At 63.1% G+C, this 23,226-nt stretch carries 22 protein-coding genes; 19 read left to right on the top strand and 3 right to left on the bottom strand.

Annotated features, from left to right (window positions below; translation table 11 throughout):
- Window positions 1–7 precede the first annotated feature (7 nt).
- Both YH63_RS06400 and YH63_RS06405 read right to left on the bottom strand, forming a co-directional pair.
- Window positions 8–337, bottom strand: coding sequence for a hypothetical protein (locus YH63_RS06400; protein ID WP_046829712.1), 330 nt, complete (start codon window positions 335–337; stop codon window positions 8–10).
- 251 nt (window positions 338–588) lie between these two features.
- Window positions 589–1,590: an adenosine kinase gene (locus YH63_RS06405; protein WP_046828323.1), complete on the bottom strand. Its 1,002-nt coding sequence runs from the start codon at window positions 1,588–1,590 to the stop codon at window positions 589–591.
- A gap of 126 nt (window positions 1,591–1,716) precedes the next feature.
- On the opposite strand from YH63_RS06405, the gene murJ reads away from it, so the two are divergent.
- The 15 genes from murJ (at window position 1,717) to YH63_RS06480 (ending at window position 15,786) form a co-directional block, all read left to right on the top strand.
- A complete protein-coding gene (gene murJ, locus YH63_RS06410) occupies window positions 1,717–3,273 on the top strand; it encodes a murein biosynthesis integral membrane protein MurJ (protein ID WP_046828322.1) in 1,557 nt (518 codons plus the stop codon).
- 71 nt (window positions 3,274–3,344) lie between these two features.
- Entirely contained in the window at window positions 3,345–4,382 is a 1,038-nt protein-coding gene (trpS, locus tag YH63_RS06415; RefSeq protein ID WP_046828321.1) for a tryptophan--tRNA ligase, read from the top strand.
- A 139-nt stretch (window positions 4,383–4,521) separates the two neighbouring features.
- Window positions 4,522–5,016: a universal stress protein gene (locus tag YH63_RS06420; protein ID WP_046828320.1), complete on the top strand. Its 495-nt coding sequence runs from the start codon at window positions 4,522–4,524 to the stop codon at window positions 5,014–5,016.
- Window positions 5,017–5,190: 174 nt separating this feature from the next.
- Window positions 5,191–5,757, top strand: a complete 567-nt coding sequence (locus YH63_RS06425) for a NifU family protein (protein WP_046828319.1) — start codon at window positions 5,191–5,193, stop codon at window positions 5,755–5,757.
- A gap of 239 nt (window positions 5,758–5,996) precedes the next feature.
- The gene (tsaB, locus tag YH63_RS06430) at window positions 5,997–6,686 is read left to right on the top strand and encodes a tRNA (adenosine(37)-N6)-threonylcarbamoyltransferase complex dimerization subunit type 1 TsaB (protein WP_046828318.1); all 690 of its coding nucleotides are present in this window, start codon (window positions 5,997–5,999) and stop codon (window positions 6,684–6,686) included.
- A gap of 2 nt (window positions 6,687–6,688) precedes the next feature.
- Window positions 6,689–7,195 (top strand): ribosomal protein S18-alanine N-acetyltransferase, encoded by a 507-nt coding sequence (gene rimI / locus YH63_RS06435; RefSeq protein ID WP_046828317.1) that lies wholly within the window; start codon window positions 6,689–6,691, stop codon window positions 7,193–7,195.
- Window positions 7,196–7,243: 48 nt separating this feature from the next.
- A complete protein-coding gene (locus YH63_RS06440) occupies window positions 7,244–7,708 on the top strand; it encodes a Fur family transcriptional regulator (RefSeq protein ID WP_046828316.1) in 465 nt (154 codons plus the stop codon).
- Window positions 7,705–8,403, top strand: coding sequence for an HAD family hydrolase (locus YH63_RS06445; RefSeq protein ID WP_046828315.1), 699 nt, complete (start codon window positions 7,705–7,707; stop codon window positions 8,401–8,403). Before YH63_RS06440 ends, YH63_RS06445 begins: the two co-directional genes overlap by 4 nt.
- Window positions 8,404–8,576: 173 nt before the next feature.
- On the top strand, window positions 8,577–9,998 hold the full coding sequence (gene miaB / locus YH63_RS06450; RefSeq protein ID WP_046828314.1) for a tRNA (N6-isopentenyl adenosine(37)-C2)-methylthiotransferase MiaB: 1,422 nt from the start codon (window positions 8,577–8,579) through the stop codon (window positions 9,996–9,998).
- 4 nt (window positions 9,999–10,002) lie between these two features.
- A complete protein-coding gene (locus YH63_RS06455; protein WP_046828313.1) occupies window positions 10,003–11,052 on the top strand; it encodes a PhoH family protein in 1,050 nt (349 codons plus the stop codon).
- A gap of 40 nt (window positions 11,053–11,092) precedes the next feature.
- Window positions 11,093–11,599: an rRNA maturation RNase YbeY gene (gene ybeY / locus YH63_RS06460; RefSeq protein ID WP_046828312.1), complete on the top strand. Its 507-nt coding sequence runs from the start codon at window positions 11,093–11,095 to the stop codon at window positions 11,597–11,599.
- Between the two features lies 1 nt (window position 11,600).
- On the top strand, window positions 11,601–12,731 hold the full coding sequence (locus YH63_RS06465; RefSeq protein ID WP_046828311.1) for a hemolysin family protein: 1,131 nt from the start codon (window positions 11,601–11,603) through the stop codon (window positions 12,729–12,731).
- Complete coding sequence (gene lnt, locus YH63_RS06470) at window positions 12,728–14,329, top strand: apolipoprotein N-acyltransferase (protein ID WP_046828310.1); 1,602 nt, start codon at window positions 12,728–12,730, stop codon at window positions 14,327–14,329. The genes YH63_RS06465 and lnt overlap by 4 nt, the downstream gene beginning before the upstream one ends.
- 196 nt (window positions 14,330–14,525) lie before the next feature.
- On the top strand, window positions 14,526–14,942 hold the full coding sequence (locus tag YH63_RS06475; protein ID WP_024575669.1) for a helix-turn-helix domain-containing protein: 417 nt from the start codon (window positions 14,526–14,528) through the stop codon (window positions 14,940–14,942).
- A 109-nt stretch (window positions 14,943–15,051) separates the two neighbouring features.
- Entirely contained in the window at window positions 15,052–15,786 is a 735-nt protein-coding gene (locus YH63_RS06480; protein WP_046828309.1) for a tRNA (guanine(46)-N(7))-methyltransferase TrmB, read from the top strand.
- Window positions 15,787–15,813: 27 nt separating this feature from the next.
- Here YH63_RS06480 and YH63_RS06485 read toward each other — a convergent pair whose 3' ends face one another.
- Window positions 15,814–16,905, bottom strand: a complete 1,092-nt coding sequence (locus tag YH63_RS06485) for a DUF2336 domain-containing protein (RefSeq protein ID WP_046828308.1) — start codon at window positions 16,903–16,905, stop codon at window positions 15,814–15,816.
- 422 nt (window positions 16,906–17,327) lie between these two features.
- Between YH63_RS06485 and rimP the strand changes: the two genes are divergently transcribed.
- The 4 genes from rimP (at window position 17,328) to infB (ending at window position 23,131) form a co-directional block, all read left to right on the top strand.
- Entirely contained in the window at window positions 17,328–18,101 is a 774-nt protein-coding gene (gene rimP, locus YH63_RS06490; protein ID WP_046829711.1) for a ribosome maturation factor RimP, read from the top strand.
- A gap of 3 nt (window positions 18,102–18,104) precedes the next feature.
- Window positions 18,105–19,709, top strand: coding sequence for a transcription termination factor NusA (gene nusA, locus YH63_RS06495; protein WP_046828307.1), 1,605 nt, complete (start codon window positions 18,105–18,107; stop codon window positions 19,707–19,709).
- Window positions 19,710–19,781: 72 nt separating this feature from the next.
- Window positions 19,782–20,465 (top strand): RNA-binding protein, encoded by a 684-nt coding sequence (locus YH63_RS06500; RefSeq protein ID WP_046828306.1) that lies wholly within the window; start codon window positions 19,782–19,784, stop codon window positions 20,463–20,465.
- 53 nt (window positions 20,466–20,518) lie between these two features.
- Window positions 20,519–23,131, top strand: coding sequence for a translation initiation factor IF-2 (infB, locus tag YH63_RS06505; protein ID WP_046828305.1), 2,613 nt, complete (start codon window positions 20,519–20,521; stop codon window positions 23,129–23,131).
- The last annotated feature ends 95 nt before the right edge of the window (window positions 23,132–23,226 follow it).

Consider the following 23,226-nt stretch of genomic DNA (forward strand, 5'->3'; position numbering starts at 1 on the left):
AGCTCAATCAGGCCACGTGGCTCAAATAGGCTTCGCGGCGGCCGAGCATGCGCTCAGCGGCAACCTTGGCCTCCTCGCGGGTCGACGTTGCGAAGGTGCGGTACTCCAGATCGAGCGACGTCACCGGATCGCGCTTGCCAAACCACGAGGTGAATGATTTGGGTCCCGAGGTAATGGACGACAGCGCGTGCGCGATGTTGTCGGCAGCCTCGAATGCGAACAGCGCGCCGGACGATGCGTGCCTGACCTCGAAGATCCCCGGTCCGATCGGCGCTTCCAGCCTCTCGCCCCGCACGGCCTTCGGATAACGTTTCCATTCGCTCCAGGTCGTAATCATGGTGTCCTTCCGCCGCGCAGCGCGCGGTACTCTGCACATAACTAATCGTTGCCCGCACAGCGCGGAAAATTCCAACGACCGTGGCGGGCAAATGGTTCCAGCCCAAAAGTGTCATCCCCATATGGATGCGGGGACAGGGGCTTCAAGAACCATCGCGGTTAACAGAAGCTCACCCAATCGTGAACGATTGGCGCATCGTTGCGGTCCCGGCCATGGTGATCAACCGACGAGGAGGCCGTTAGCCGGCCGGTCTAGATCGGCAGGCCCGCTGTCTGCGCCAACGCCTTCAGCGACGCCTGCGGCCGCGCGCCGATATGCTGGATCACCTCGGCGGCGGCCAGCGCGCCAAGCCGCCCGCACTGCTCATGACTGAGACCGCGTACGATGCCGAACAGGAATCCGGCGGCGAACAGGTCGCCCGCGCCGGTGGTGTCCACCACCTGCTTCACCGGAAATGCCGGGACCGGCGTTACCTTGTCCTTCGCAACAACCACGCAGCCCTTTTCGCTGCGGGTGACGACAGCGAGCTCCGCATCGTTGCGCAATTGCGCCAGCGCCTTGTCGAAATCGTCGGTCTGATAGAGCGAAGTCAGTTCAGCCTCGTTGGCGAACACCAGATCGACCGTTTTGGTCCGGATCAGGTCGAGGAATTCGTCGCGGTAACGGCCGACACAAAAAGCGTCCGACAGCGTCAGCGCCACGCTGCGCTTGTTGTCGTGAGCGATTTTGGAGGCTTTGAGAAATGCCTCTTTCGCATTGGCCGGGTCCCACAGATAGCCTTCGAGATAGACGATCGAGGACGCCGCGATCTGCGCCGGATCGATATCGGCAGGCGACAGGTCCTGCGCCGCGCCGAGATAGGTGTTCATGGTGCGCTCGCCGTCCGGCGTCACCAGAATATAAGAACATCCGGTGGCCGGGCCGTCCGTCGCAGCCGCCGTCGTGAACGCGACGTTCGCCGCGCGAATGTCGTGGCTGTACATGCGGCCGATCTGGTCGTCCTTGACCTTGCCGACATACGCAGCCTTCGCGCCAAAACCGGCCACGCCGAAAATCGTGTTCGCGGCCGAGCCGCCCGACATCTCGATGGCCGGACCCATGGCCGCGTAGATCGCAGTGGCACGCGCCTCGTCGATCAGCGCCATCGAGCCCTTGGCCATGCCGTGCTGGCCGAGAAAAGCATCGTCGGTCTGCACCAGAATATCGAAGATGGCGTTGCCGATCCCGAGAACGTCGTATGTCGCTGCGGTCATTAATGATAATCCTGCTGGGCGGGGGCCGGAACCGGCAAAAGCTGGTAATTCATGGGGCCATGAAGGTCCGGCGACCTATCACGACAATGCGCCCGCCAGCAAGCATGTGATCCGCAGAATAGTTCGATGATCCGTCACATCCTCACCGTATCGACCGGAACGCTGGCGTCGCGAACGCTGGGGTTCATCCGCGATGCCCTGATCGCGGCGCTGCTCGGCGCCGGCCCGATCGCAGACGCATTTCTGGTCGCCTTCCAGTTCATCAACGTGACGCGCCGCTCCTTCACCGAGGGCGCGCTGAACGCGGCGCTGGTGCCGCATTATCTGCGCGTGCGGGAATCCGAAGGCGCGGTCGCGGCAGCGGCCTTCGCGGGACGCGTGCTCGGCAGCGTCAGTCTCATTCTGATCGGCATCGCGCTGGTGCTGACCTTGCTGATGCCGCTCGTCATCACGGTGCTTGCGCCGGGGTTCGTCGGCCGTGAAACGCTGCAGTTCGCCATCGACGACGCACGGCTGATGATGCCCTATTTCGCGTTTGTCGGTCCCTCCATCGTGATGATCGGTGTCCTGAACGCCGAACACCGTTTCATGCTCACCGCGTTTTCGCCGGTGCTGTTCAACATCACCATGATCGTCGTGCTGATCGTGCTGCTGGTCTGGCGGCACGATCCGCTGTTCTCGGCCACCGTGATCGCGGGCGCGGTCGGCGTCGCCGGCTGTCTGCAAATGCTGATTCTGATTCAGCGCAGGCCATGGCGCGACGGCATCGCCACACCGATACGGATTTCATTTGACCCGCAAATTCGCGGATTTCTGCGCAAGGGCATCCCCGGCATGGTGGCCAATGCCGGCCCGCAATTCCTGATCGTAGCCGGCGCCATCATCGCTTCAAGCACGCCCGCCGCGGTGTCGTGGCTCTATTTCGCCAACCGCCTGATCGAACTGCCGCTCGGCATGGTCGGTGTGGCGATGGGCACGGTGCTGGTGCCGGAACTTACCCGCGCCATCCGCAGCGGTGATCGGAAAGCCTTGATGCAGGCCGAATCCCGCGGGGCTGAACTCGCGACCGCGCTGGTCTTGCCGGCGACGCTCGGCCTGACCTTGCTCAGCGAACCGATCATCCGCGTGCTGTTCGAGCGTGGCGCATTCACACCGGCGGACACCGTTGCCACCGCACAGGCACTCTCGATTCTCGCCCTTGGCCTGCCGGCCCACGTTCTGGTCAAGGTGCTGGCTCCGGCGTTCTTCGCGCGCGAGGACACCAAGACTCCGCTGGCTGCAACGCTGCTCGGCATCGCAACGGCGGTGGTGTGCGGATTGTTCTTCGGGCACGCCTATGGCGCGAGCGGCGTCGCCGCCAGTATCTCGCTCGGTGCATGGTGCTGCGCAGCCGTGCTGGCCTGGCGCGGCGCGGCAACCTTCGGCTTTTCCATCGACGCCACCGCGCGGCGGCGGCTGCCGCGCATCGCGATATGCGCGGGGGCGATGGGCGCGATGCTTTTCCTCGCCGAATCCTTCGTTTCCCCGGTAACGGCCACGGCAGGCTTTGCGGCCCAGATCACCATTCTCGGCGGGCTGGTGGCGGCCGGCGTGTCGTTTTACGGCCTGCTGCTGGACCTGTTCGGCGTGGTGAGCTGGGGTGAAGCCATCAGTAATTTGCGCGATGGCGGCTTGCGCGAGTAGCACCCGCGTGGCTAAAGACGACGCGCATTCAGGGGACGGCTGCCGGGCGGGCGGCACAGGAACGAGTAAAAATGGTTGCAAAAGAACTGGTTTTTTCGGGCGTCCAGCCGACGGGCAATCTGCACCTCGGCAACTATCTCGGCGCCATCGTCAACTTCGTCAAACTCCAGGACACCCACAACTGCATCTACTGCGTGGTGGATCTGCATGCCATTACCGTCTGGCAGGACCCGGCCGAACTGACGCGCACGATCCGCGAGGTCACCGCGGCCTTCATCGCCAGTGGCATCGATCCGAAAAAGCACATTGTGTTCAACCAGAGCCAGGTTTCCGAACACGCTGAACTCGCCTGGGTGTTCAACTGCGTGGCGCGGCTGGGCTGGCTGAACCGCATGACCCAGTTCAAGGAGAAGGCCGGCAAGGACCGCGAAAACGCATCGGTCGGCCTCTACGCCTATCCGAACCTGATGGCCGCCGACATTCTCGTCTATCGCGCGACCCATGTGCCGGTCGGCGAAGACCAGAAGCAGCACCTGGAACTGGCGCGCGACATTGCGCAAAAATTCAACAACGACTTTTCTGACTCGATCCGCGCGCACAATTTCGGCGAGAAGTTCTTCCCGATGCCGGAGCCGCTGATCACCGGCCCCGCCACGCGGGTGATGTCGCTGCGCGACGGCACCAAGAAGATGTCGAAGTCGGATCCATCCGATTACTCGCGCATCAACCTCACCGACGATGCCGACAGCATCGCGCAAAAAGTCCGCAAGGCGAAAACCGATCCGGAGCCGTTGCCGAGCGAGGAAGAGGGCCTGAAGAACCGTCCCGAGGCCGACAATCTGGTCGGCATCTATGCTGCGTTGTCGGGACAGCCCCGGCCGGATGTGCTGCGAGAATTCGGCGGCGGACAATTCTCGGGCTTCAAGTCAACGCTGGTTGATCTTGCGGTTTCCAAGCTCGGGCCGATTGGCGCCGAGATGAAGAAACTGACACAGGACACCGCCTATGTGGACGCTGTGCTGGCTGACGGCGCGGACCGGGCCCGCGTCATCGCAGCCGAAACCATGAATGCGGTGAAGGACATCGTTGGCTTGATCCGCAAGAAGTAACCTCGCTCACCATCGATGTGAGGTCATCGCGGGACGCATGCCGCGAAGGCGCGAATCAAGTTCCGTCAAGTCTCTTCTCGCCTTGTCGGCGCGCCCTCGCGCGTGGCAGCATGACGCCGGTTCATCATCCGGGACATGCATGAGCAGCCAGCGACGAAGCTACGAGCAGGGCCACAAGCCGAAATGTCTGGTCGTCGTTGACGACACCGCGGAGGGCGACCGCGCGGTGTATTACGCAAGCCGCTGGGCAGTCCGTGTCGGCGGCGGCGTCGTGATGCTGCGTGTCATCGACACTGGCGACCGTAATCAGCAATGGCTTGGCGTGGCCGACATCATGCGCGCGGAGGCCGAGGAGATCGCCAATGCGGCGCTCGACCGCGCCTCAGGCCGCGCCAACGGCATCGCGGCCATCACGCCGGAGCGTGTGATCCGCGAAGGCGACCCCGGCGAGCAGATTCTCGACGTCATCGACAAGGACGTCGACATTGCGATGCTTGTCCTGGCGGCCAGCGCAGGCGCAGAGGGGCCGGGCCCGATTATCACCCTGCTGGCGAAAAGCGCCGGGACATTTCCGATTCCGATCACCGTGGTCCCGGGCAGCCTCAGCGATATCGACCTCGACTCGCTGTCATAACCTATCCCCTCGTCGTCCCCGGGAAGGCGGGGACGACCCATAATTGAGTTCACGTCCCCGGAACACCCGCCATGCGGTCTTGATCGGGCTGTTTCAGCCGCTATCTGTGCTATAGGGACCCCTCACTTAACCCGTTCGCGCCGGCCTTGAACCGGCGATGCGCCGGAGATTTCGATGTTTATCCAGACCGAAGCGACGCCTAATCCCGCCACCCTGAAGTTCATTCCCGGCCGTGCCGTGCTCGACAGCGGCACCATGGAATTCACCGACCGCGACTCCGCCACCCGCTCGCCGTTGGCCGAACGGCTGTTCGCCGTGCCGGGCGTCACCGGGGTGTTTTACGGCTCCGATTTCGTGACCGTCACCAAGGACGACAGCGACTGGCAGCACCTCAAGCCTGCGATCCTTGGCGTCATCATGGAACACTATATGTCCGGCGCGCCGCTGCTCGCCGACGGCCAGGTCGCGGACGGCGACGCGCCGCACGCCGAGGAATTCTTCAGCGAGGCCGACACCGAGACGGTCGCAGTTATCAAGGACCTGCTTGAGACGCGCATCCGTCCGGCGGTCGCCAGCGACGGCGGCGACATCACCTTCCGCGGCTTCAAGGACGGTATCGTCTATCTCGACATGAAGGGCTCCTGCGCCGGCTGTCCGTCATCGACCGCGACGCTGAAGCACGGCATCCAGAACCTGTTGAAGCACTTCATTCCGGACGTGGTCGAAGTCCGGCCGATGTGATCGGCTGAGTTTCTCTCAAGTCAATTCACGCACAGATTTGTCATGGCCGGGCTTGTCCCGGCCATTTCGATTTTGGGGCACCGCGCTCGTTCCATCCAGATCGATCACCGGGACATAGGCGAGCGGAAGCGACGCCGTTCTTCGAACGGCTATCCCCGGTGATGACCCGTGTTTGCATCATCGCCAGTTGGCATTCTTTGGCATTCCTCGGAAGCCTCCAACGGTGCTAGATCACTCCCATGATCGTTCTTGCCATAGATACCGCGCTGGACTACTGCGCCGCTGCCGTCCTGGATGCGGGTGCACGAACCATGATCGCGCACGAAACGCTGGAGATGAAGCGCGGCCACGCCGAGGCGCTGATGCCGCTGATCGCGCGCGTCATGAAAGCCTCCGGCCTGCGTTACCTTGACCTCAACCGCGTCGCCGTCACCACCGGGCCCGGCAGCTTTACGGGATTACGTGTCGGCATCTCGGCGGCGCGCGGCATTGGCCTTGCCGCCGACAAGCCGGTGATCGGTCTCACCACCCTGTCGGCCTATGTCGCGCCGCTGGTCGCCGAACAAGGCGAGCAGCCGATCATCGCCGCGATCGACGCACGGCACGACCACGTTTATTTTCAGGTCGTCGCCGGCAACGGTTCAGCCTTGATGCGGCCAGCCGTCGTTCCAATCGAGGACACCTTCGCGGCGTCACGTTTCGGTGCGCTGCGCATGGTCGGGAATGCCGCGCGCATCCTTGCGGATCGCTGGCCGCGCAACGTGCCCGCGCCCTCCCTGGTTGATCCCAAACCTGGCCCCGACATTGCGTGGGTCGCATGGATCGGAGCCGCCACCGAGCCGGACGCCGCACCGCCCAAGCCGTTCTACCTGCGCCTCCCCGACGCCAAGCCGAAGGCCGGCTTTTCTTTGCCGGATGCGCGGTCTTAAGCATGCCGCGCCTTCCTGCATTTCTCACCGGACTTCTGCCACAACTCTTCAAACGGCCCGATGCCACGGTCGAGCCCGCGAACCTGCGCGATGCGCCGCGACTGTCGCAACTGCACCGCGCCTCATTTCATCGCGGCTGGGGTACGGAAGAATTCGAGCAGATTCTGATCGAGCGCAATGCGCTTGCACATCGGCTGCGGCTTGGTGGAACGACCATCGGCTTTATCGTGTCGCGCACTGCGGCAGACGAAGCGGAAATCCTCTCTGTCGCAGTTGCAGAGAAGCATCGCGGCCACGGCTTTTCACGTGACCTGCTGCGCACGCATCTCGGACATCTCGCTGGACTCGGCCTGAAAACCGTGTTTCTCGAAGTCGAGGAAAACAACCGCCCTGCCCGCGCGCTTTATGAACGCGCCGGATTTCGTGTCGTTGGCCGCCGCGAACGGTACTACAAGGACGCCAGCGGCGAACAATTGAACGCCGTGGTGATGCAACGAGACTTGTCGTAAGCTCCCTGTGGTGGCAAAACACGTGCACCTCCTTAGGAAACTGGCGTCATGACGTCCCTCAAATCCATGCCCACAGGCAAGCATACGGATATCGAAAAGCGCTGCGCTGCGGCCGGCATGCGCATGACCGAGCAGCGCCGCGTCATCGCGCGCGTGCTGGCGGAAGCCGTGGACCATCCCGACGTCGAGGAACTTTACCGTCGCTGCGTCGCGGTCGATGACAAAATCTCGATCTCGACGGTCTACCGCACCGTGAAGCTGTTCGAAGACGCCGGCATTATCGAGCGTCACGATTTCCGCGAGGGCCGCGCCCGCTATGAGCAGGTGCCCGAAAGCCATCATGATCATCTCATCAATCTGCGCGACGGCAAGGTGATCGAATTCACCTCCGAGGAGATCGAGAAACTCCAGACCGAGATCGCGCGCAAGCTCGGCTACAAGCTGGTCGATCACCGGCTTGAGCTGTATTGCGTGCCATTGGACGAAAAAACTCGGGACGACGACAAGACTTGAGCCCTTCCTCCACTTGCGATCTTATCATCTTCGATTGCGACGGCGTGCTCGTCGACAGCGAGGCGCTGGCCTGCGTGGTTCATGCCGATGTGCTGACGCAGCACGGCTATGCAATCTCCGCCGAGCAGGTGCACGATCGTTTCCTCGGGCGTTCCGCGCGTGAGGCAAGGCTGGAAGTCGAGACCGAACTCGGCCGCGCCTTTCCCGACGCCTATACCGCGCAATTGAGAGCTACGATTGACCGCGTGTTCGGCGAGCAGCTCCAGCCTGTTCCATACATCGCCGACACGCTCGGCAGATTGTCCCAGCGCATCTGCGTGGCGTCGTCCGGCACACCGACGCGAATTCGCAGCAGCCTCGGCACCACCGGGCTGCTCGACCGCTTCGACCCGCATCTGTTCTCCGCGATGCAGGTCGAGCGCGGCAAGCCTGCGCCGGATCTGTTTTTGTTTGCCGCCGCACAGATGAATACGCCGCCGGCGCGATGCGTCGTGGTCGAGGACAGCGTGCCCGGCGTCACCGCTGCCCGCGCCGCGACAATGACCGTGATCGGATTTACCGGCGGCAGCCACTGCCGGCCCGGCGACGCGGATCGGTTGCGTGCCGCCGGCGCCGCAATCGTCATCGACGACATGCGGACATTGCCCGCTCTGATCGCGCCAAGCCTCAATCGCGATGAAATAGCCGTCGTTTAAGGGCGCGCGCCGCCAACCCGTGAATACACCACTTTCGGAAAAATCGCGGCAAAACAACGAGATAGGCGGTTTTTCGAGCGATCCGGGAGTGACCCCATCGCTGGATTTCGTGGCCCTTTATCTATATTTGAAGCGCCAGAGAGCGGCCCGGAGCGCCGCCATTCAGGATTTCGATGACCACGCCGCGCAAGGTGCACATCAAGTCATACGGCTGTCAGATGAATGTCTACGATGCACAACGCATGGTGGACACGCTGGCGCCTGAGGGATTCGTCGAAACGGCCAGCGTCGATGACGCCGATCTCGTGATCCTCAACACCTGCCACATCCGAGAGAAGGCGTCCGAGAAGGTCTATTCGGAACTCGGACGCCTGCGCACCGTCAAGGACGAGGCCGCACGCAACGGCCGCGAGATGCGGATCGCGGTCGCGGGCTGCGTCGCACAGGCGGAGGGCAGCGAGATCATTCGACGCGAACGTGCTGTCGACATCGTGGTCGGCCCGCAGAGCTATCATCATCTGCCGCAGTTGCTGGCGAAGGCGAAGACCGATGGACGCGCCATCGAGACCGAATTCCCGGTCGAAGACAAATTCGCATCATTGCCCGATCCCAGGCCCGCGGTGATCCGCGCGCGTGGCATCTCCTCTTTCGTCACCGTGCAGGAGGGATGCGACAAGTTCTGCACCTTCTGCGTGGTGCCTTATACGCGCGGCATGGAAGTGTCGCGCCCGGTCGCGCGCATCATCGATGACGTGCAGCGGCTCGCCGACAACGGCGTGCGCGAGATCACCCTGATCGGCCAGAACGTCAACGCGTTTCACGGCGACGGTGACGACGGCAAGTCATGGTCGCTCGGCCGGCTGCTGTATCGTCTCGCCGACATTCCCGGCATCGCTCGGCTGCGTTACTCGACCAGCCATCCCCGCGACGTCGATGACGCGCTGATCGAGGCCCACCGCGACATTCCCGCCGTGATGCCGTTCGTGCATCTGCCGGTGCAATCCGGCTCCGACCGCATTCTGGAGGCGATGAACCGCAAACATACCGCCGCCGATTATGCCCGCACCGTCGAGCGGTTCCGCAAGGCGCGCGAAGACATTGCATTTTCATCAGATTTTATCGTCGGATTTCCCGGTGAAACCGAGGAAGACTTTTCGGCAACACTCGCGCTGGTCCGCCAAATCAGCTACGCTGGCGCCTATTCGTTCAAGTATTCGCCCCGGCCGGGAACACCGGCCGCGGACATGCAGGAGACGGTGACGACCACCCTAATGGACGAGCGATTGGCGCGGCTCCAGGAGTTGATCGACAGCCAGCAGGCCGCTTTCAATGCGGCGGCGATCGGCAAGACGGTCGATGTGCTGTTCGAACGCGCTGCGCGCAATCCGGGTCAGATCGTCGGACGCACTGCTTATCTTCAGCCCGCTCATGTCATGGCCTCGCCCGACATCATCGGCCAGATACTGCCTGTCACTATCGACAGCCTCGAGCGCTACAGCCTGATCGGCGCGCTTGCCGATCCCGCGCCGTCGCGCAGCGCGTCCATTTCCCAACCCACCAAAACTTCCCCGCCCGCTATGACCACCGGAGCCTGAACCCTTGCCAAAAAGCGCATCGGATTCGCCGACACTCGCCCCCAGCCGCAAGCACGACGTTCAGACCCCGCACGAAGCCCAGATCGTCGTTGCCTTTGACGACAATGGCGCGGCCTCCGCCCTGGTCGGTCCCTACGGACAAAATCTCGCTTTGATCGAACGCCGGCTCGGCGTGGTCGCGGACTCGCGCGGCAATCACATCACCATCGCCGGATCGCGCGACGGCTGCGACGCTGCACGGCGGGTGCTCGAAATGCTCTACGAGCAGGCGGTGCGCAGCCAGGATATCGCGCAGGGCGATGTCGAAGGCGCGATCCGCGCGGTCATTGCCCAGGGCTCGCTGTTCGAGTTCGATCCGAAGACCGCGAAGTCACAGTTCGAGGAAATCAATCTGCGCAAGCGCCCCGTGCGCGCACGAACCGCAGCGCAGGATGCCTACATCCGCGCGCTGAAGCGCCATGAACTGGTGTTCGGCATCGGCCCCGCCGGCACCGGCAAGACATGGCTCGCCGTGGCGCAGGCCTGCCAGTTGTTCGAGCGCAAGGAAGTCGATCGCATCATCCTGTCGCGCCCTGCGGTTGAGGCCGGAGAACGCCTCGGGTTTTTGCCGGGCGACATGCGCGAAAAGGTCGATCCGTATCTGCGGCCGATCTACGACGCGCTATACGACCTGATGGATTCGCGCATCGTCGAGCGCGGTCTGCAAAGCGGTGAAATCGAAATCGCACCGCTGGCGTTCATGCGCGGCCGCACCCTGACCAACGCGGCGATCATTCTCGACGAGGCGCAGAACACCACATCGATGCAGATGAAAATGTTCCTGACGCGGCTTGGCGAGAACAGCCGCATGATCATCACCGGCGATCCGAGCCAGGTCGACCTGCCTAACGGCCAGCCGTCGGGGCTCGCGGAAGCGGCCAAACTGCTCGACGGAGTTGAAGGCATCACACAGGTGAAATTCACCGCTCAGGACGTGATCCGCCATGAACTCGTGGCGCGGATTGTCGCCGCCTACGAAGGCGCGCCGAAGCAGCCCGGCACCGGCAAGTCGTGATGCATTGATGTGACCGACAACTGTAACCAAGATTATTGACATGACGTCCGCCGACATTCCCGCGACCGAAGTGCTTGTGACGGCTGACTGCTGGGTCCGTGAGAGCGGCGCGGAAACCATCATCCATCGCGCCATCGAAACGGCGGCTTCCATGGTCGATGCCGACACCGGTGACGCCGAGATCGCAGTCATGCTGACCGACGATGCCGGCATTCGTACCCTCAACAAGAACTGGCGGGGCATCGACAAGCCCACGAACGTCCTGTCGTTTCCGGCGTTGCAGCCGGAGCGCGCGCCCGACGGAGATGCGCCGCGGATGCTCGGCGACATCGCCATTGCCTACGAGACCACGCGCAGCGAGGCCGACACCGAGCACAAGCCGTTCGATCACCACCTCAGCCATCTGGCGGTGCACGGCTTCCTGCATCTGATAGGCTACGATCACGAGAACGACGACGATGCCGAGATCATGGAAGGTCTCGAGCGGGACATTCTTGCGCAGCTCGGGATTCCCGATCCTTACGCGCATGACGACCAGGTGAACTGAAGTGCCCGACTCTCTTGCCGAGAAATCCGACGATAATCCCGATCAGCAACGATCGGGCAATCTGCCGGTCCCTGTGCAACATGGCGAGGTGCTGCGCCCGTCGTCCGAACTATGGCTGATGCGCGCGCTGCGTACGCTGTTTGGATGGAAGGCAGGCTCCGCGCGCGCCGACCTTCAGGTGGTGCTCGACGCCACCACTCCTGACGAAACCAGCTTCACCACGGTCGAGCGCACCATGCTGCGCAACATCCTGGGGCTGCATGAGCGGCGCATCGCCGACGTCATGGTGCCGCGCGGCGACATCGTCGCGGTCAAACGGGATATCTCGCTCGGCGAGTTGATGAGCCTGTTCGAAAGCGCCGCCCATTCGCGACTCGTGGTCTATAACGACACGCTCGACGACCCCGAAGGCTTCGTCCATATCCGCGACCTGCTTGCGTTCATGACGTCGAAGGCGAAGGTCGCGGACGAGGTCAACGCCAAGCGCAAGAAGCCCTTCCCCGCCGGCCTCGATCTGCGCTCGGTCGATCTGCGCATGCAGTTGTCCAGCGCCGACATCATGCGCAAGCTGATCTATGTTCCACCCTCGATGCCCGCCATCGATCTACTGGCGCAGATGCAGGCAACCCGCATCCACCTCGCGCTGGTGGTCGATGAATACGGCGGCACCGACGGTCTGGTCTCGATCGAGGACATTGTCGAACTGGTGGTCGGTGAAATCGATGACGAGCACGACAGCGATGAGCCGGCGTCCGTGGTGCGGCAATCCGACGGATCGTTCATCGCCGACGCGCGCGCCAGCCTAGAGGATGTGCAATCCGTGGTCGGCGAAGAATTCGACACCGGTGAAGCGGGTGAAGAGGTCGATACCCTCGGCGGCTATCTGGTGACGCAGGTCGGCCGCCTGCCGGTGCGTGGTGAAATCATTTCCGGACCGGGCGAGTTCGAGATCGAAGTGCTCGACGCCGATCCGCGCCGCGTCAAGCGCGTGCGCATCGGGACGCACAAGGACCGCTCCAACCTGCGCCACCGGGAATTGCGCCGCCGCGAGGCGGCGAACGATGCCGCGCAGGCTCAGTCCGGCGATCCGGCCAATCCGCCGCCATCCAGCGACGGCGCCGGCAGCCGATGACATCCTTCCGCGCTCTTATCACCGGCATCATCCTGTCGTGGGGATGGAAGCGCGCGATGATCGCGCTGGTCGCGGGCGCGCTGTCGGCGCTGGCGATGGCGCCGTTCAACGCATGGCCGATCCTGTTTCTGACGATACCGGTGGCGGTCTGGCTGATCGACGGCTCGGGCGCCGGACGGCTCGGCGGCATTCCGGCGGCGGCGCTCAGCGGATGGTGGTTCGGCTTCGGCTACTTCCTCGCGGGACTCTACTGGGTGGGCTACGCATTTCTCGTCGATGCCGAGACGTTTGCGTGGCTGCTCCCGTTCGCGGTCATGGGTCTGCCCGCGGGACTCGCGCTGTTCATGGCCTTCGGCTTTGCGCTGGCGCGCCTGATCTGGACTCCGGACGCATTTCGTATTCTCAGCCTCGCCAGCGCGCTCACGGCCAGCGAGTGGTTGCGCGGACATGTCCTGACCGGCTTTCCCTGGAATGCTTTCGGCTACGCACTGACCGAACCGCTCGCGCTGGCGCAGAGCGCCTCGCTGGTCGGGCTGTGGGGCTTGACGTTCATCGCGATCGCAGTGTTCGCAAGTCCCGCCGTGCTGGCTGACGACCGTATCGTCACGCGAAGGCCATGGATCGCGCTCACCGCCTCCCTTCTCCTTCTCTCTGCAATGGGTATCTTCGGCGCGCTACGTCTTGCCAACCACCCGACGCAGTTTGTCGATAAGGTCAAGCTGCGCCTGATGCAGCCGAACCTGCAGCAGGACGTGAAGTTCAATTACTCAGCCCGGCAGATGGTGATGGACAAGTATCTGTCGCTGTCGGACCGCGCGACCGGACCGCAGTCGAGCGGTGTCCGCGACGCCACCATTCTGATCTGGCCCGAGTCCGCGTTTCCGTTTTTCCTGACGCGCGAAGCCGAGGCGATGGCGCAGATCGCCAACCTGTTGCCCCAAGGGACAGTGCTGGTCACCGGCGCGATCCGCCCGCCCGACCAGCCCGCCGGAACGCAGATCACACGCGCCTATAATTCGATCTATGTCATCGATCACGACGGAACGATCCTGTCGATGTACGACAAGCTGCATCTCGTGCCGTTCGGCGAGTACCTTCCATTCCAGTCGGCGATGGAAAAACTTGGCTTCGTCCAGATTACCAAGGTGCGCGGCGGATTCATTCCGGGCGACCGGCGGCGGACCATGACGGTGCCGAATGCGCCCCGCATGCTGCCGCTGATTTGCTACGAAGCGATCTTTCCGGGCGACATCGTGTCGGGCGACGACCGTCCCGGCTGGATCGTCAACCTGACCAACGACGGCTGGTTCGGTATCTCGACCGGCCCCTACCAACATCTGCAGCAGGCGCGATTGCGGGCGGTCGAAGAGGGGCTTCCCCTAGTCCGCTCCGCGAACACCGGCATCTCTGCCGTGATTGATCCGCTCGGTCGCATCATCGCGCAGCTGGAACTTGGCGCCGAGGGCGTGCTCGATTCAGCCTTGCCAAAACCCGTACCTGCGCCGCTTTTCTCGCGGGTTCGGGATATTCCCGCAGCACTGGCGGTAGCATTGTCGACCGTTATCGTTATTCGCCGGCGCGTGAAACAAAAGTCCTGAAGCGAACGTACCTTTACCGGGCGACAGCACGTATCTGCATGAAGGAACCGGCGACAGAGCGCCGCCGTAACCTAAATTCTTCAGCAATTGCATGACTAATGTTTGACGATCCCGCGGTCGGCAGCGTATGCCGGTTAAAACGCCGCATTTCGGTTCGGTTGGTTGTATTCAGTATGCCGGTGGCGTGGAGCTTGAGATGACGACCAAGGCCCCAAATCCCGTTGACAAGTATGTCGGCAGCCGCGTCCGCATGCGCCGCATCATGCTCGGCATGAGCCAGGAAAAACTCGGCGAAGCGCTCGGCCTGACATTCCAGCAGGTTCAGAAATACGAGAAGGGCACCAACCGCATCGGTGCGAGCCGCCTGCAGCAGATTTCCGATATTCTTCAAGTGCCGGTTTCGTTTCTGTTCGAAGGCGGACCGGCCGGCCCGAATGCACTCGCGGGATTGAGCGAGGCACAGTCGCCTGCCTACGTTTCGGATTTTCTCGCCACCTCCGAAGGGCTGGCGCTCACCCGCGCATTCACGCGGATCACTGACGCCAAGCTCCGGCGCAGCATCGTCGAACTCGTCGAACAGATGGCGGCACGCGAGCAATCCGACCCCAGTTAAGTTCGCAGGCACAGCCGCTCACTGGAACAGCGCAGACGTCGCGGTGCGCGGCTTAGATTGATTCCAGATTTCACACAGACACCATCCGATGGATCGTCAGGGCCTGTAGATGACCAAGTCAGCGGACGACATCGCCTCATCAGGCCCGCACGGAAGCGACCACGGCCACGGCTCGTTTTTCGGACGGCGCAAGGGACACAAGCTCCGCCATCATCAGGCCGACCTGATCGAACATCTGCTGCCGCGACTGACACTGGATCTCGACAGCGCAGACGCATCCGATCCAGGCTCGCTGTTTGACACGCCCGTCAACGAGCTGCGGCTTGAAATCGGATTCGGCGGCGGCGAGCATCTGATCGCGGAAGCGCTCGCGTTTCCGCAGATCGGCTTCATCGGCTGCGAACCTTACGTCAACGGCATGGCCAAAATCCTGTCGCAGATCGAAGCGCACAACATCCCGAACATCCGGCTGTTTGCGGGCGATGCCGCCGAGCTTCTTGCATGGGCGCCAACGTCGAGCTTCAAGCGTATCGATCTCATTCATCCCGATCCGTGGCCGAAGCGGCGACACTGGAAGCGCCGCTTCGTGCAGGATGCAACGATCGGCCAGATGTCACGCATCATCGATCCCACCGGCGAGTTTCGCTTTGTCAGCGACATCGACGACTACTGCTCGTGGACGCTGATGCATATGCAGCGATCGAAAGACTTCGCATGGATAGCCGAGCGGGCTGACGACTGGCGCATGCCGTGGCCGCATTACACGATGACGCGTTACGGCCGGAAGGCCGACCGCGAAGGGCGCAAGGCCGCCTATCTGATCTTCAAGCGAACGAACTCGTAGCGCGATTCAGCTTTTTGGGACCATGCCCTAAGCCGGCTTGCCCTTGTCGCGGAGCCGCCAGAACGTCAGCACGCGCTGCGCGGTCGCCGGCGACAGCCGATCGTAATTGATCCGCGCTTCCTCGATGTCGGGACCGGACGGCACCCGGCCGGGGCCAAGACGCAACACCACGAGCGCGCGCACCGTGGCCCATTCCAGGCCGATTGATTTCCCAAGCAGCAGGACGGGATCGTAGCGATCACCCAGCACCAGCTGGTGGACCACCGAGATCCGCATGCCGGTCAGCGCGGCGAGCGCGGCGACCGATTCCTCGTACTTGTGCTGTTTTGCAAACCCGAGCAGCACGGCTTCATCCAGTTCCCCTGCCTGATGCAGCGCCAGGATGGCGCGCTGGGCCGGCTCGAAATCTCGTGTCTGCGGCTGCGACTTCGGCGCACCGGACAGCTCGATCATCGCCTGATTGATCGCCGCCCTCTGTTTCGGCTTCGCCATGTCGAACAAGCGGCGGCGGACGAGATCGACCGACTTCGCCAGCAGTTGCTTGAGCGTCGCAGCCGGAAGATCCTCGCGTTGCCCGACAGTCAGCGCCAGCATTCCGTCGTCGGTCGCGCGCTTGACCAATCCGGAATAGCCAAACTCGGAAAACTGCGCGCCGGCATTGGCCGCCACGCTGCGCACCACTTCGCGGTCGCCGCGGCGCACGATCACGTCGGTCACGGAAGGTGAAAGCGTCGGCCGGCCGGAAATCGCCGCCAGATGTTCCTGGCCCTTTCCGCGCGCGATATCGACCAGGGTGGGATCGTCGAGCAGCGGCGAGCGGCTCAGGATCGGACCGGCGATGCTGATTTCGCTTTCGCGCGCCAGTTGCTTCACCAGTGTCGGGGGCGCGTTGTCCAGTTTGGACAACCGCTCCGCGAGTTCCACGCGCGTCTCGATTTCGGTTGCCGGCACCAGTCCGACCAGAATGTCGTCGAACAGCGCGACATGCTGGGTTTCGAAATGCGCTGCGCCTTGCAAAAACAGGCCGGAAATGCGCTCGATCGCCTCCGCCCGCTTCTCAGCGGTGCCGTTCTTGACGATCTCATCGAGTTCCGGAATCAGCGAAAAGGCAGCGGCCATGCGTATCTCTGTCACCGCTGGCGCGGCGGTTCACCGGCAGGCGGCGCGCTCCGCCCAGGAGCTTCCGGGACATTAGGTAGGACGGGTGAATCAACTGTTAGCCGCGAATGCCTGTTCTGTCCGCGGCAGGGACAAGGTTACGCAGAGGTGTCCGAAATACCGCAATTTGGCTGCAAGACCCTGCGCCCTTTCAACAAATTGGCGCTATAGCGGCCGCCAAGCCAGTTCCATCCCACTCGCCGACCTGCGGGAAGCCCTTGCCGCACAGGCCGAAAACGTCTATATCCGCCGCAACTGATAAATTCTCATACGCACACGTAGGAGAGTGGGCCCCCCGGGACCCGCTCTTTTTTATTACCTGATGGCCCGCACTGCATGCCGCGGCGGGCGTTAAACGATTAAGAGCACTCTTGATCCTCGACATGACCGACCCAACCGACGTTGCCGTAGACGCCGAACTGCTCGCCGAACCGCGCCTCGTGGTCGAGCCCGGCGTGGCCGCGCGCGTTTCCGCGGTCGCCACACCGGTGCTGCAGGGCATGGGCTACCGGCTGGTGCGGATCAAAGTGTCGGGCGACGCCGGCTGCACGGTGCAGATCATGGCCGAACGGCCCGACGGCACCATGCTGATCGAGGATTGCGAAGCGATCTCGAAGGCGCTGTCGCCGGTGATGGACATCGCCGATCCGATCCAGCGCGCCTATCGGCTGGAAATTTCATCGCCCGGCATCGACCGGCCGCTGGTGCGGCGCACCGATTTCGAGCGCTACGCCGGTCATCTGGTGAAGATCGAGATGGCTGTGGCGCACGAGGGCCGCAAGCGGTTTCGCGGCAAACTCAATGGCGTCGAGGGCGACGGCATCAGAATTATTCGCGACGACGTTCGGGCCGATCAGGACCCAGACGTGCTGCTGACGATGGAAGACATCGCCAGTGCAAATCTTGTTCTGACCGACGCGTTGATCGCGGAATCCATGCGCCGGGGCAAATCGGCGGCCCGCGAGATCCGTGAAGACCTTGGCATCGAGCCGCCTCCGCCCGAGCACGCGAAGAAGGCACGCGCCGAACTTCCTATTTCAAAAAGTTTCAAGCCCAAACCAAAGCCGAAAGCCGCGCCTAAGAACACCAAGGAACATCGCCTCGCCGCCGAGAAGAAAAAGCGCGCAGGCATATCCGATCCCCACGAAGGAGACTGAGCCATGGCCGCTGTCAGCGCCAATAAACTCGAACTGCTGCAGATCGCCGACGCCGTCGCGCGAGAAAAGTCGATCGACCGCTCAATCGTGATCGCAGCGATGGAGGACGCCATCGCCAAGGCGGCCCGCGCCCGCTACGGCTCCGAGACCGACGTTCACGCCGAAATCGACGCCAAGAAGGGCGAATTGCGGCTGTCGCGCCACATGCTGGTGGTCGAGCAGGTCGAGAACTCCTCGAACCAGATTTCGCTGAAGGACGCGCAGCGCGCCAACCCCGGTGCGCAGATCGGCGACACCATCGCCGACACGCTGCCGCCGCTGGAATATGGCCGCATCGCCGCGCAGTCCGCCAAACAGGTCATCGTGCAGAAGGTGCGCGAGGCCGAGCGCGACCGGCAGTATCAGGAGTTCAAGGATCGCATCGGCGAGATCGTCAACGGCGTGGTCAAGCGCGTCGAATACGGCAGCGTCATCGTTGATCTGGGCCGTGGCGAAGCCATTGTCCGCCGCGACGAAATGCTGCCGCGCGAAGTGTTCCGCAACGGCGACCGCGTGCGCTCCTATATCTTCGATGTCCGCCGCGAAACCCGCGGACCGCAGATTTTCCTGTCGCGCACTCATCCGCAGTTCATGGCGAAGCTGTTCGCGCAGGAAGTTCCTGAAATCTATGACGGCATCGTCGAGATCAAGGCCGTGGCCCGCGATCCGGGCTCGCGCGCGAAAATCGGCGTGATTTCCCGCGATTCCTCGGTCGATCCGGTCGGCGCCTGCGTCGGTATGCGTGGCTCGCGCGTGCAGGCCGTGGTGAACGAACTGCAGGGCGAAAAGATCGACATCATTCCGTGGTCGCCGGACATCGCGACCTTCGTCGTCAACGCACTGGCGCCCGCGGAAGTCGCGAAAGTCGTCATCGATGAAGACCGCGAACGCATTGAAGTTGTGGTTCCGGATACCCAATTGTCCCTTGCAATCGGACGGCGCGGGCAGAACGTGCGTCTCGCTTCGCAGCTGACCGGCTGGGACATCGACATTCTCACCGAACAGGAAGAATCGGAGCGCCGTCAGGCTGACTTCGAGAATTCCACCCGCGTCTTCATGGAAGCCCTCAACGTCGACGAAGTTGTCGGCCAGTTGCTGGCCTCCGAGGGCTTCGGTTCGGTCGAAGATCTGGCGCTGGTGGATCCACGGGAACTCACCAGCATTGAAGGTTTCGACGAGGAAACCGCCAACGAGCTGCAAAGCCGTGCCCGCGAATATCTTGAACAGCTCGAGGCAGAACTCGAAGCGAAGCGAAAGGAATTGGGCGTGGAAGACGCTTTGACGACCGTACCGGGTGTGACCGCCAAGATGCTGGTGAAGTTCGGCGAGAACGACATCAAGACCGTTGAGGATCTGGCTGGCTGCGCCACGGACGATCTGGTCGGCTGGGTCGAGCGCAAGGACGGCGAAACCACCAAGCATCCGGGCATCCTCGACCCGAATGAAATTTCGCGTGAAGACGCCGAAGCCCTGATCATGCAGGCACGCGTTGTCGCCGGCTGGATCAGCGAAGCCGATCTTGCCAAGCCGTCGGAAGAGGCTGCGGCCTCTGAAGAAAACCCGGCTTAAGCAGGCCTAAACCCATGAAGCGACTTTCGGACAACACCATGCTCCGCAAGAGTTGAAGGAAATGACCCGCGCATGCTTGCCATCGCTGATCACGCAGATCTCGACAACGGACCCCGGACAAAATCCGGGACCGAGCGGATGTGCGCCGTCACGCGGCAAGTCGCGCCGATCGACGACCTGATCCGCTTCGTCCTCTCCCCCTCCGGTGAAACCGTTCCCGACCTGAAGCGCAAGCTGCCGGGGCGCGGGCTATGGGTGTCGCTGTCTCATGCCGCCGTGGCGGAAGCCGCCCGGCGCAACGTGTTTGCGCGCAGCTTCAAGCGTGACGTCCAGGTGTCGAAAACCCTGGCCGACGACGTCGAGCGCATGATGGTCCGGGGGGTGTCCGAAGCCCTCGCCATGACCGCGAAGGCCGGTCAGGTGATTTCGGGATTTTCCAAGGTCGAGGGCGCGATCGAGGGGCGGCAGGCAGTCGCCCTGATCCACGCCACGGACGGCGCTCCGGACGGAATCCGCAAGCTGAATGCCAAACTGGCCGCCGCAAGGCGGGAAAACAGCACGGAATCGGGGAATTTCCCCGTTATCAGTGTCCTGACCACCGATGAATTGGATTTGGCACTCGGGCGGGCAAATGTGGTACATGCTGCCCTGCTCGCGGGCCCGGCAAGCAAGACTTTCCTCGCACGTTGCCAGACGCTCACCCGATTTCGGGGAACGGGTGGCGGTCACGATGGCGGGATCGACCAGAACAATTAGGGCATTGCCGTCAGATGCGGCATGCGAGCAACGAACGAGATTGGGACTGTTGAATGGCTGATACGAAGAATCCTGGCGATAAGACGCTGAGCGTCGGTTCGAAAACTCTGTCGCTCAAGCCGCGCACAGAGACCGGCGTCGTGCGCCAGAGTTTCAGTCACGGCCGCACCAAGCAGGTGGTGGTCGAAAAGAAAACCAAGCGCCGTCTGGCCGGCGATCCCGCGCCTGCGCCCGAAGCGGCGCCCGCCACGCCTGCGCCTGCCGCAGCACCTGCGAAGGTTGCGCCGCGCACGCCTGAGCCCGTGCGCCCGCCAGCCCGCAAGTCGGGCGTTGTCCTCCAGACTCTGACTGAAGACGAGCAGAGCGCCCGCGCCAGCGCGCTCGCCGATGCGCGCGTGCGCGAAGAAGAAGAGCGCCGCGCCGCGGAAGCCGAAGCCGCGCGCCGCAACACCAAGGAATTCAAGGAACAGCAGGAGCGCGAAGCCGCCGAAGCCCGGAAAAAGGCCGAGGAAGAACGCCATCGCGCCGAGGAAGAAGCCAAGGCGCGCGCCGAACGTGAAGCCACCAAGCGCAGCACCGAGGCCGCTGCCAAGGCGGCTGCGCCTGCCACCACGGCACGCACGGCTGCAACGACCCCGGCCCGTCCCGCTGCCGTCGCTGCCGACGGATCCGATGACGATGAAGCGCCGCGTCTGGTGCGCCGCCCCGGCGGCGGTCCCGCTCGCCCGGTCATCGCACCGAAGCCGACCGCAAAGCCCGCGCCCGCGAAGCAGCGCGGCCGCCTGACCCTTTCCACCGCGCTCAATGCCGACGACGTACGCGAGCGTTCGATCGCCTCGTTCCGCCGCCGCACCCAGCGTCTCAAGGGCCATGCGTCCAACGAGCCGAAGGAAAAGCTGATCCGCGAAGTGACGATCCCTGAAGCGATCACGATTCAGGAACTCGCCAACCGCATGGCCGAGCGCGCGGTGGACGTCATCCGTCTGCTGATGAAGCAGGGCCAGATGGTAAAGATCACCGACGTGATCGACGCCGACACCGCGCAACTCATCGCCGAGGAAATGGGCCACACCGTCAAGCGTGTTGCTGCGTCTGACGTGGAAGAAGGCCTGTTCGACGTCGCCGACGATCATGCCTCGGACACCACGCCGCGTCCGCCGGTCGTGACCGTCATGGGCCACGTCGACCACGGCAAGACCTCGCTTCTCGACGCGCTGCGTCACGCCAATGTTGTCAGCGGCGAAGCCGGTGGCATTACCCAGCATATCGGCGCCTATCAGGTCACCTCGCCGGAAAGCGGCAAGAAGATCACCTTCATCGACACGCCGGGCCACGCCGCGTTTACCGCGATGCGCGCCCGCGGCGCCAAGGTCACCGACATCGTCATCCTGGTCGTGGCTGCCGACGACGGCGTCATGCCGCAGACGATCGAGGCGATCAACCACGCCAAGGCTGCGAATGTTCCGATGATCGTGGCGATCAACAAGATCGACAAGCCGGACGCCAAGGCTGAGCGCGTGCGCACCGAACTGCTGCAGTATGAAGTGCAGGTCGAATCCTTCGGCGGCGACGTCGTCGACGTTGAAGTGTCCGCAAAGAACAAGACCAACCTCGACAAGCTGCTCGAAATGATTGCGCTGCAGGCCGATCTGCTCGACCTGAAGACCAATCCGGACCGCCCGGCCGAAGGCACCGTGATCGAAGCCAAGCTCGATCGCGGCCGCGGTCCCGTGGCCACCGTGCTGGTTCAGCGCGGCACGCTGAAGGTCGGCGACATCATCGTGGCCGGCGCTGAAATGGGCCGCGTCCGCGCGCTGATCAACGATCAGGGCGAGACCGTGCAGGAAGCGGGCCCGTCGGTTCCGGTCGAGGTGCTCGGCTTCAACGGTCCGCCGGAGGCCGGCGACCGCCTCGCCGTGGTCGAGAACGAAGCCCGCGCCCGCGAAGTCACGAGCTATCGCGCCCATCAGAAGCGCGAGAAATCCGCCGCCAGCAATGCCGGCATGCGCGGTTCGCTCGAGCAGATGATGTCGCAGCTCAAGACCACCGGCCGCAAGGACTTCCCGCTGGTCATCAAGGCCGACGTGCAGGGTTCGCTGGAAGCGATTCTCGGCTCGCTCGAAAAGCTCGGCACCGATGAAGTCGCAGCCCGCATTCTGCATGCAGGCGTCGGCGGCATCTCGGAATCCGACGTGACGCTGGCGGAAGGCTTCAACGCCGCGATCATCGGCTTCAGCGTCCGCGCCAACAAGGAAGCGGCGGCGCTCGCCAAGCGCAACGGCATCGAAATCCGCTACTACAACATCATCTACGATCTCGTGGATGATGTGAAGAAAGCGATGTCCGGCCTGCTCGCGCCGACGCTGCGCGAAACCATGCTGGGCAATGCGCAGATCCTCGAAGTGTTCAACATCTCGAAGGTCGGCAAGATCGCGGGTTGCCGCGTGACCGACGGCACCGTGGAACGCGGCGCGAACGTCCGCCTGATCCGCGACAACGTCGTCGTCCACGAAGGCAAGCTGTCGACGCTGAAGCGCTTCAAGGACGAAGTGAAGGAAGTGCAGTCCGGCCAGGAATGCGGCATGGCATTCGAGAACTATCAGGACATGCGCGTCGGCGACGTTATCGAGTGTTATCGCGTGGAGACCATTCAGCGCTCCTTGTAAGTCCAAGTCTTACAGGCTCGCTTAATCCTCCTCGTCATTGCCGGGCATAGCCGTTTGAAGAACGGCGTCGTTTCACTCGCCTATGCCCCGGCAAT

The sequence above is a fragment of the Afipia massiliensis genome (assembly GCF_001006325.2).
In the GTDB taxonomy this organism is placed as follows: Bacteria; Pseudomonadota; Alphaproteobacteria; order Rhizobiales; family Xanthobacteraceae; genus Afipia; species Afipia massiliensis_A.

What these genes read in the sequence shown, in the direction of transcription:
- YH63_RS06400 (WP_046829712.1), bottom strand. Translation starts at nt 337, where the DNA reads ATGATTACGACCTGGAGCGAATGGAAACGTTATCCGAAGGCCGTGCGG.
- YH63_RS06405 (WP_046828323.1), bottom strand. Translation starts at nt 1,590, where the DNA reads ATGACCGCAGCGACATACGACGTTCTCGGGATCGGCAACGCCATCTTC.
- murJ (WP_046828322.1), top strand. Translation starts at nt 1,717, where the DNA reads ATGATCCGTCACATCCTCACCGTATCGACCGGAACGCTGGCGTCGCGA.
- trpS (WP_046828321.1), top strand. Translation starts at nt 3,345, where the DNA reads ATGGTTGCAAAAGAACTGGTTTTTTCGGGCGTCCAGCCGACGGGCAAT.
- YH63_RS06420 (WP_046828320.1), top strand. Translation starts at nt 4,522, where the DNA reads ATGAGCAGCCAGCGACGAAGCTACGAGCAGGGCCACAAGCCGAAATGT.
- YH63_RS06425 (WP_046828319.1), top strand. Translation starts at nt 5,191, where the DNA reads ATGTTTATCCAGACCGAAGCGACGCCTAATCCCGCCACCCTGAAGTTC.
- tsaB (WP_046828318.1), top strand. Translation starts at nt 5,997, where the DNA reads ATGATCGTTCTTGCCATAGATACCGCGCTGGACTACTGCGCCGCTGCC.
- rimI (WP_046828317.1), top strand. Translation starts at nt 6,689, where the DNA reads ATGCCGCGCCTTCCTGCATTTCTCACCGGACTTCTGCCACAACTCTTC.
- YH63_RS06440 (WP_046828316.1), top strand. Translation starts at nt 7,244, where the DNA reads ATGACGTCCCTCAAATCCATGCCCACAGGCAAGCATACGGATATCGAA.
- miaB (WP_046828314.1), top strand. Translation starts at nt 8,577, where the DNA reads ATGACCACGCCGCGCAAGGTGCACATCAAGTCATACGGCTGTCAGATG.
- ybeY (WP_046828312.1), top strand. Translation starts at nt 11,093, where the DNA reads ATGACGTCCGCCGACATTCCCGCGACCGAAGTGCTTGTGACGGCTGAC.
- lnt (WP_046828310.1), top strand. Translation starts at nt 12,728, where the DNA reads ATGACATCCTTCCGCGCTCTTATCACCGGCATCATCCTGTCGTGGGGA.
- YH63_RS06475 (WP_024575669.1), top strand. Translation starts at nt 14,526, where the DNA reads ATGACGACCAAGGCCCCAAATCCCGTTGACAAGTATGTCGGCAGCCGC.
- YH63_RS06480 (WP_046828309.1), top strand. Translation starts at nt 15,052, where the DNA reads ATGACCAAGTCAGCGGACGACATCGCCTCATCAGGCCCGCACGGAAGC.
- YH63_RS06485 (WP_046828308.1), bottom strand. Translation starts at nt 16,905, where the DNA reads ATGGCCGCTGCCTTTTCGCTGATTCCGGAACTCGATGAGATCGTCAAG.
- rimP (WP_046829711.1), top strand. Translation starts at nt 17,328, where the DNA reads ATGACCGACCCAACCGACGTTGCCGTAGACGCCGAACTGCTCGCCGAA.
- nusA (WP_046828307.1), top strand. Translation starts at nt 18,105, where the DNA reads ATGGCCGCTGTCAGCGCCAATAAACTCGAACTGCTGCAGATCGCCGAC.
- YH63_RS06500 (WP_046828306.1), top strand. Translation starts at nt 19,782, where the DNA reads ATGCTTGCCATCGCTGATCACGCAGATCTCGACAACGGACCCCGGACA.
- infB (WP_046828305.1), top strand. Translation starts at nt 20,519, where the DNA reads ATGGCTGATACGAAGAATCCTGGCGATAAGACGCTGAGCGTCGGTTCG.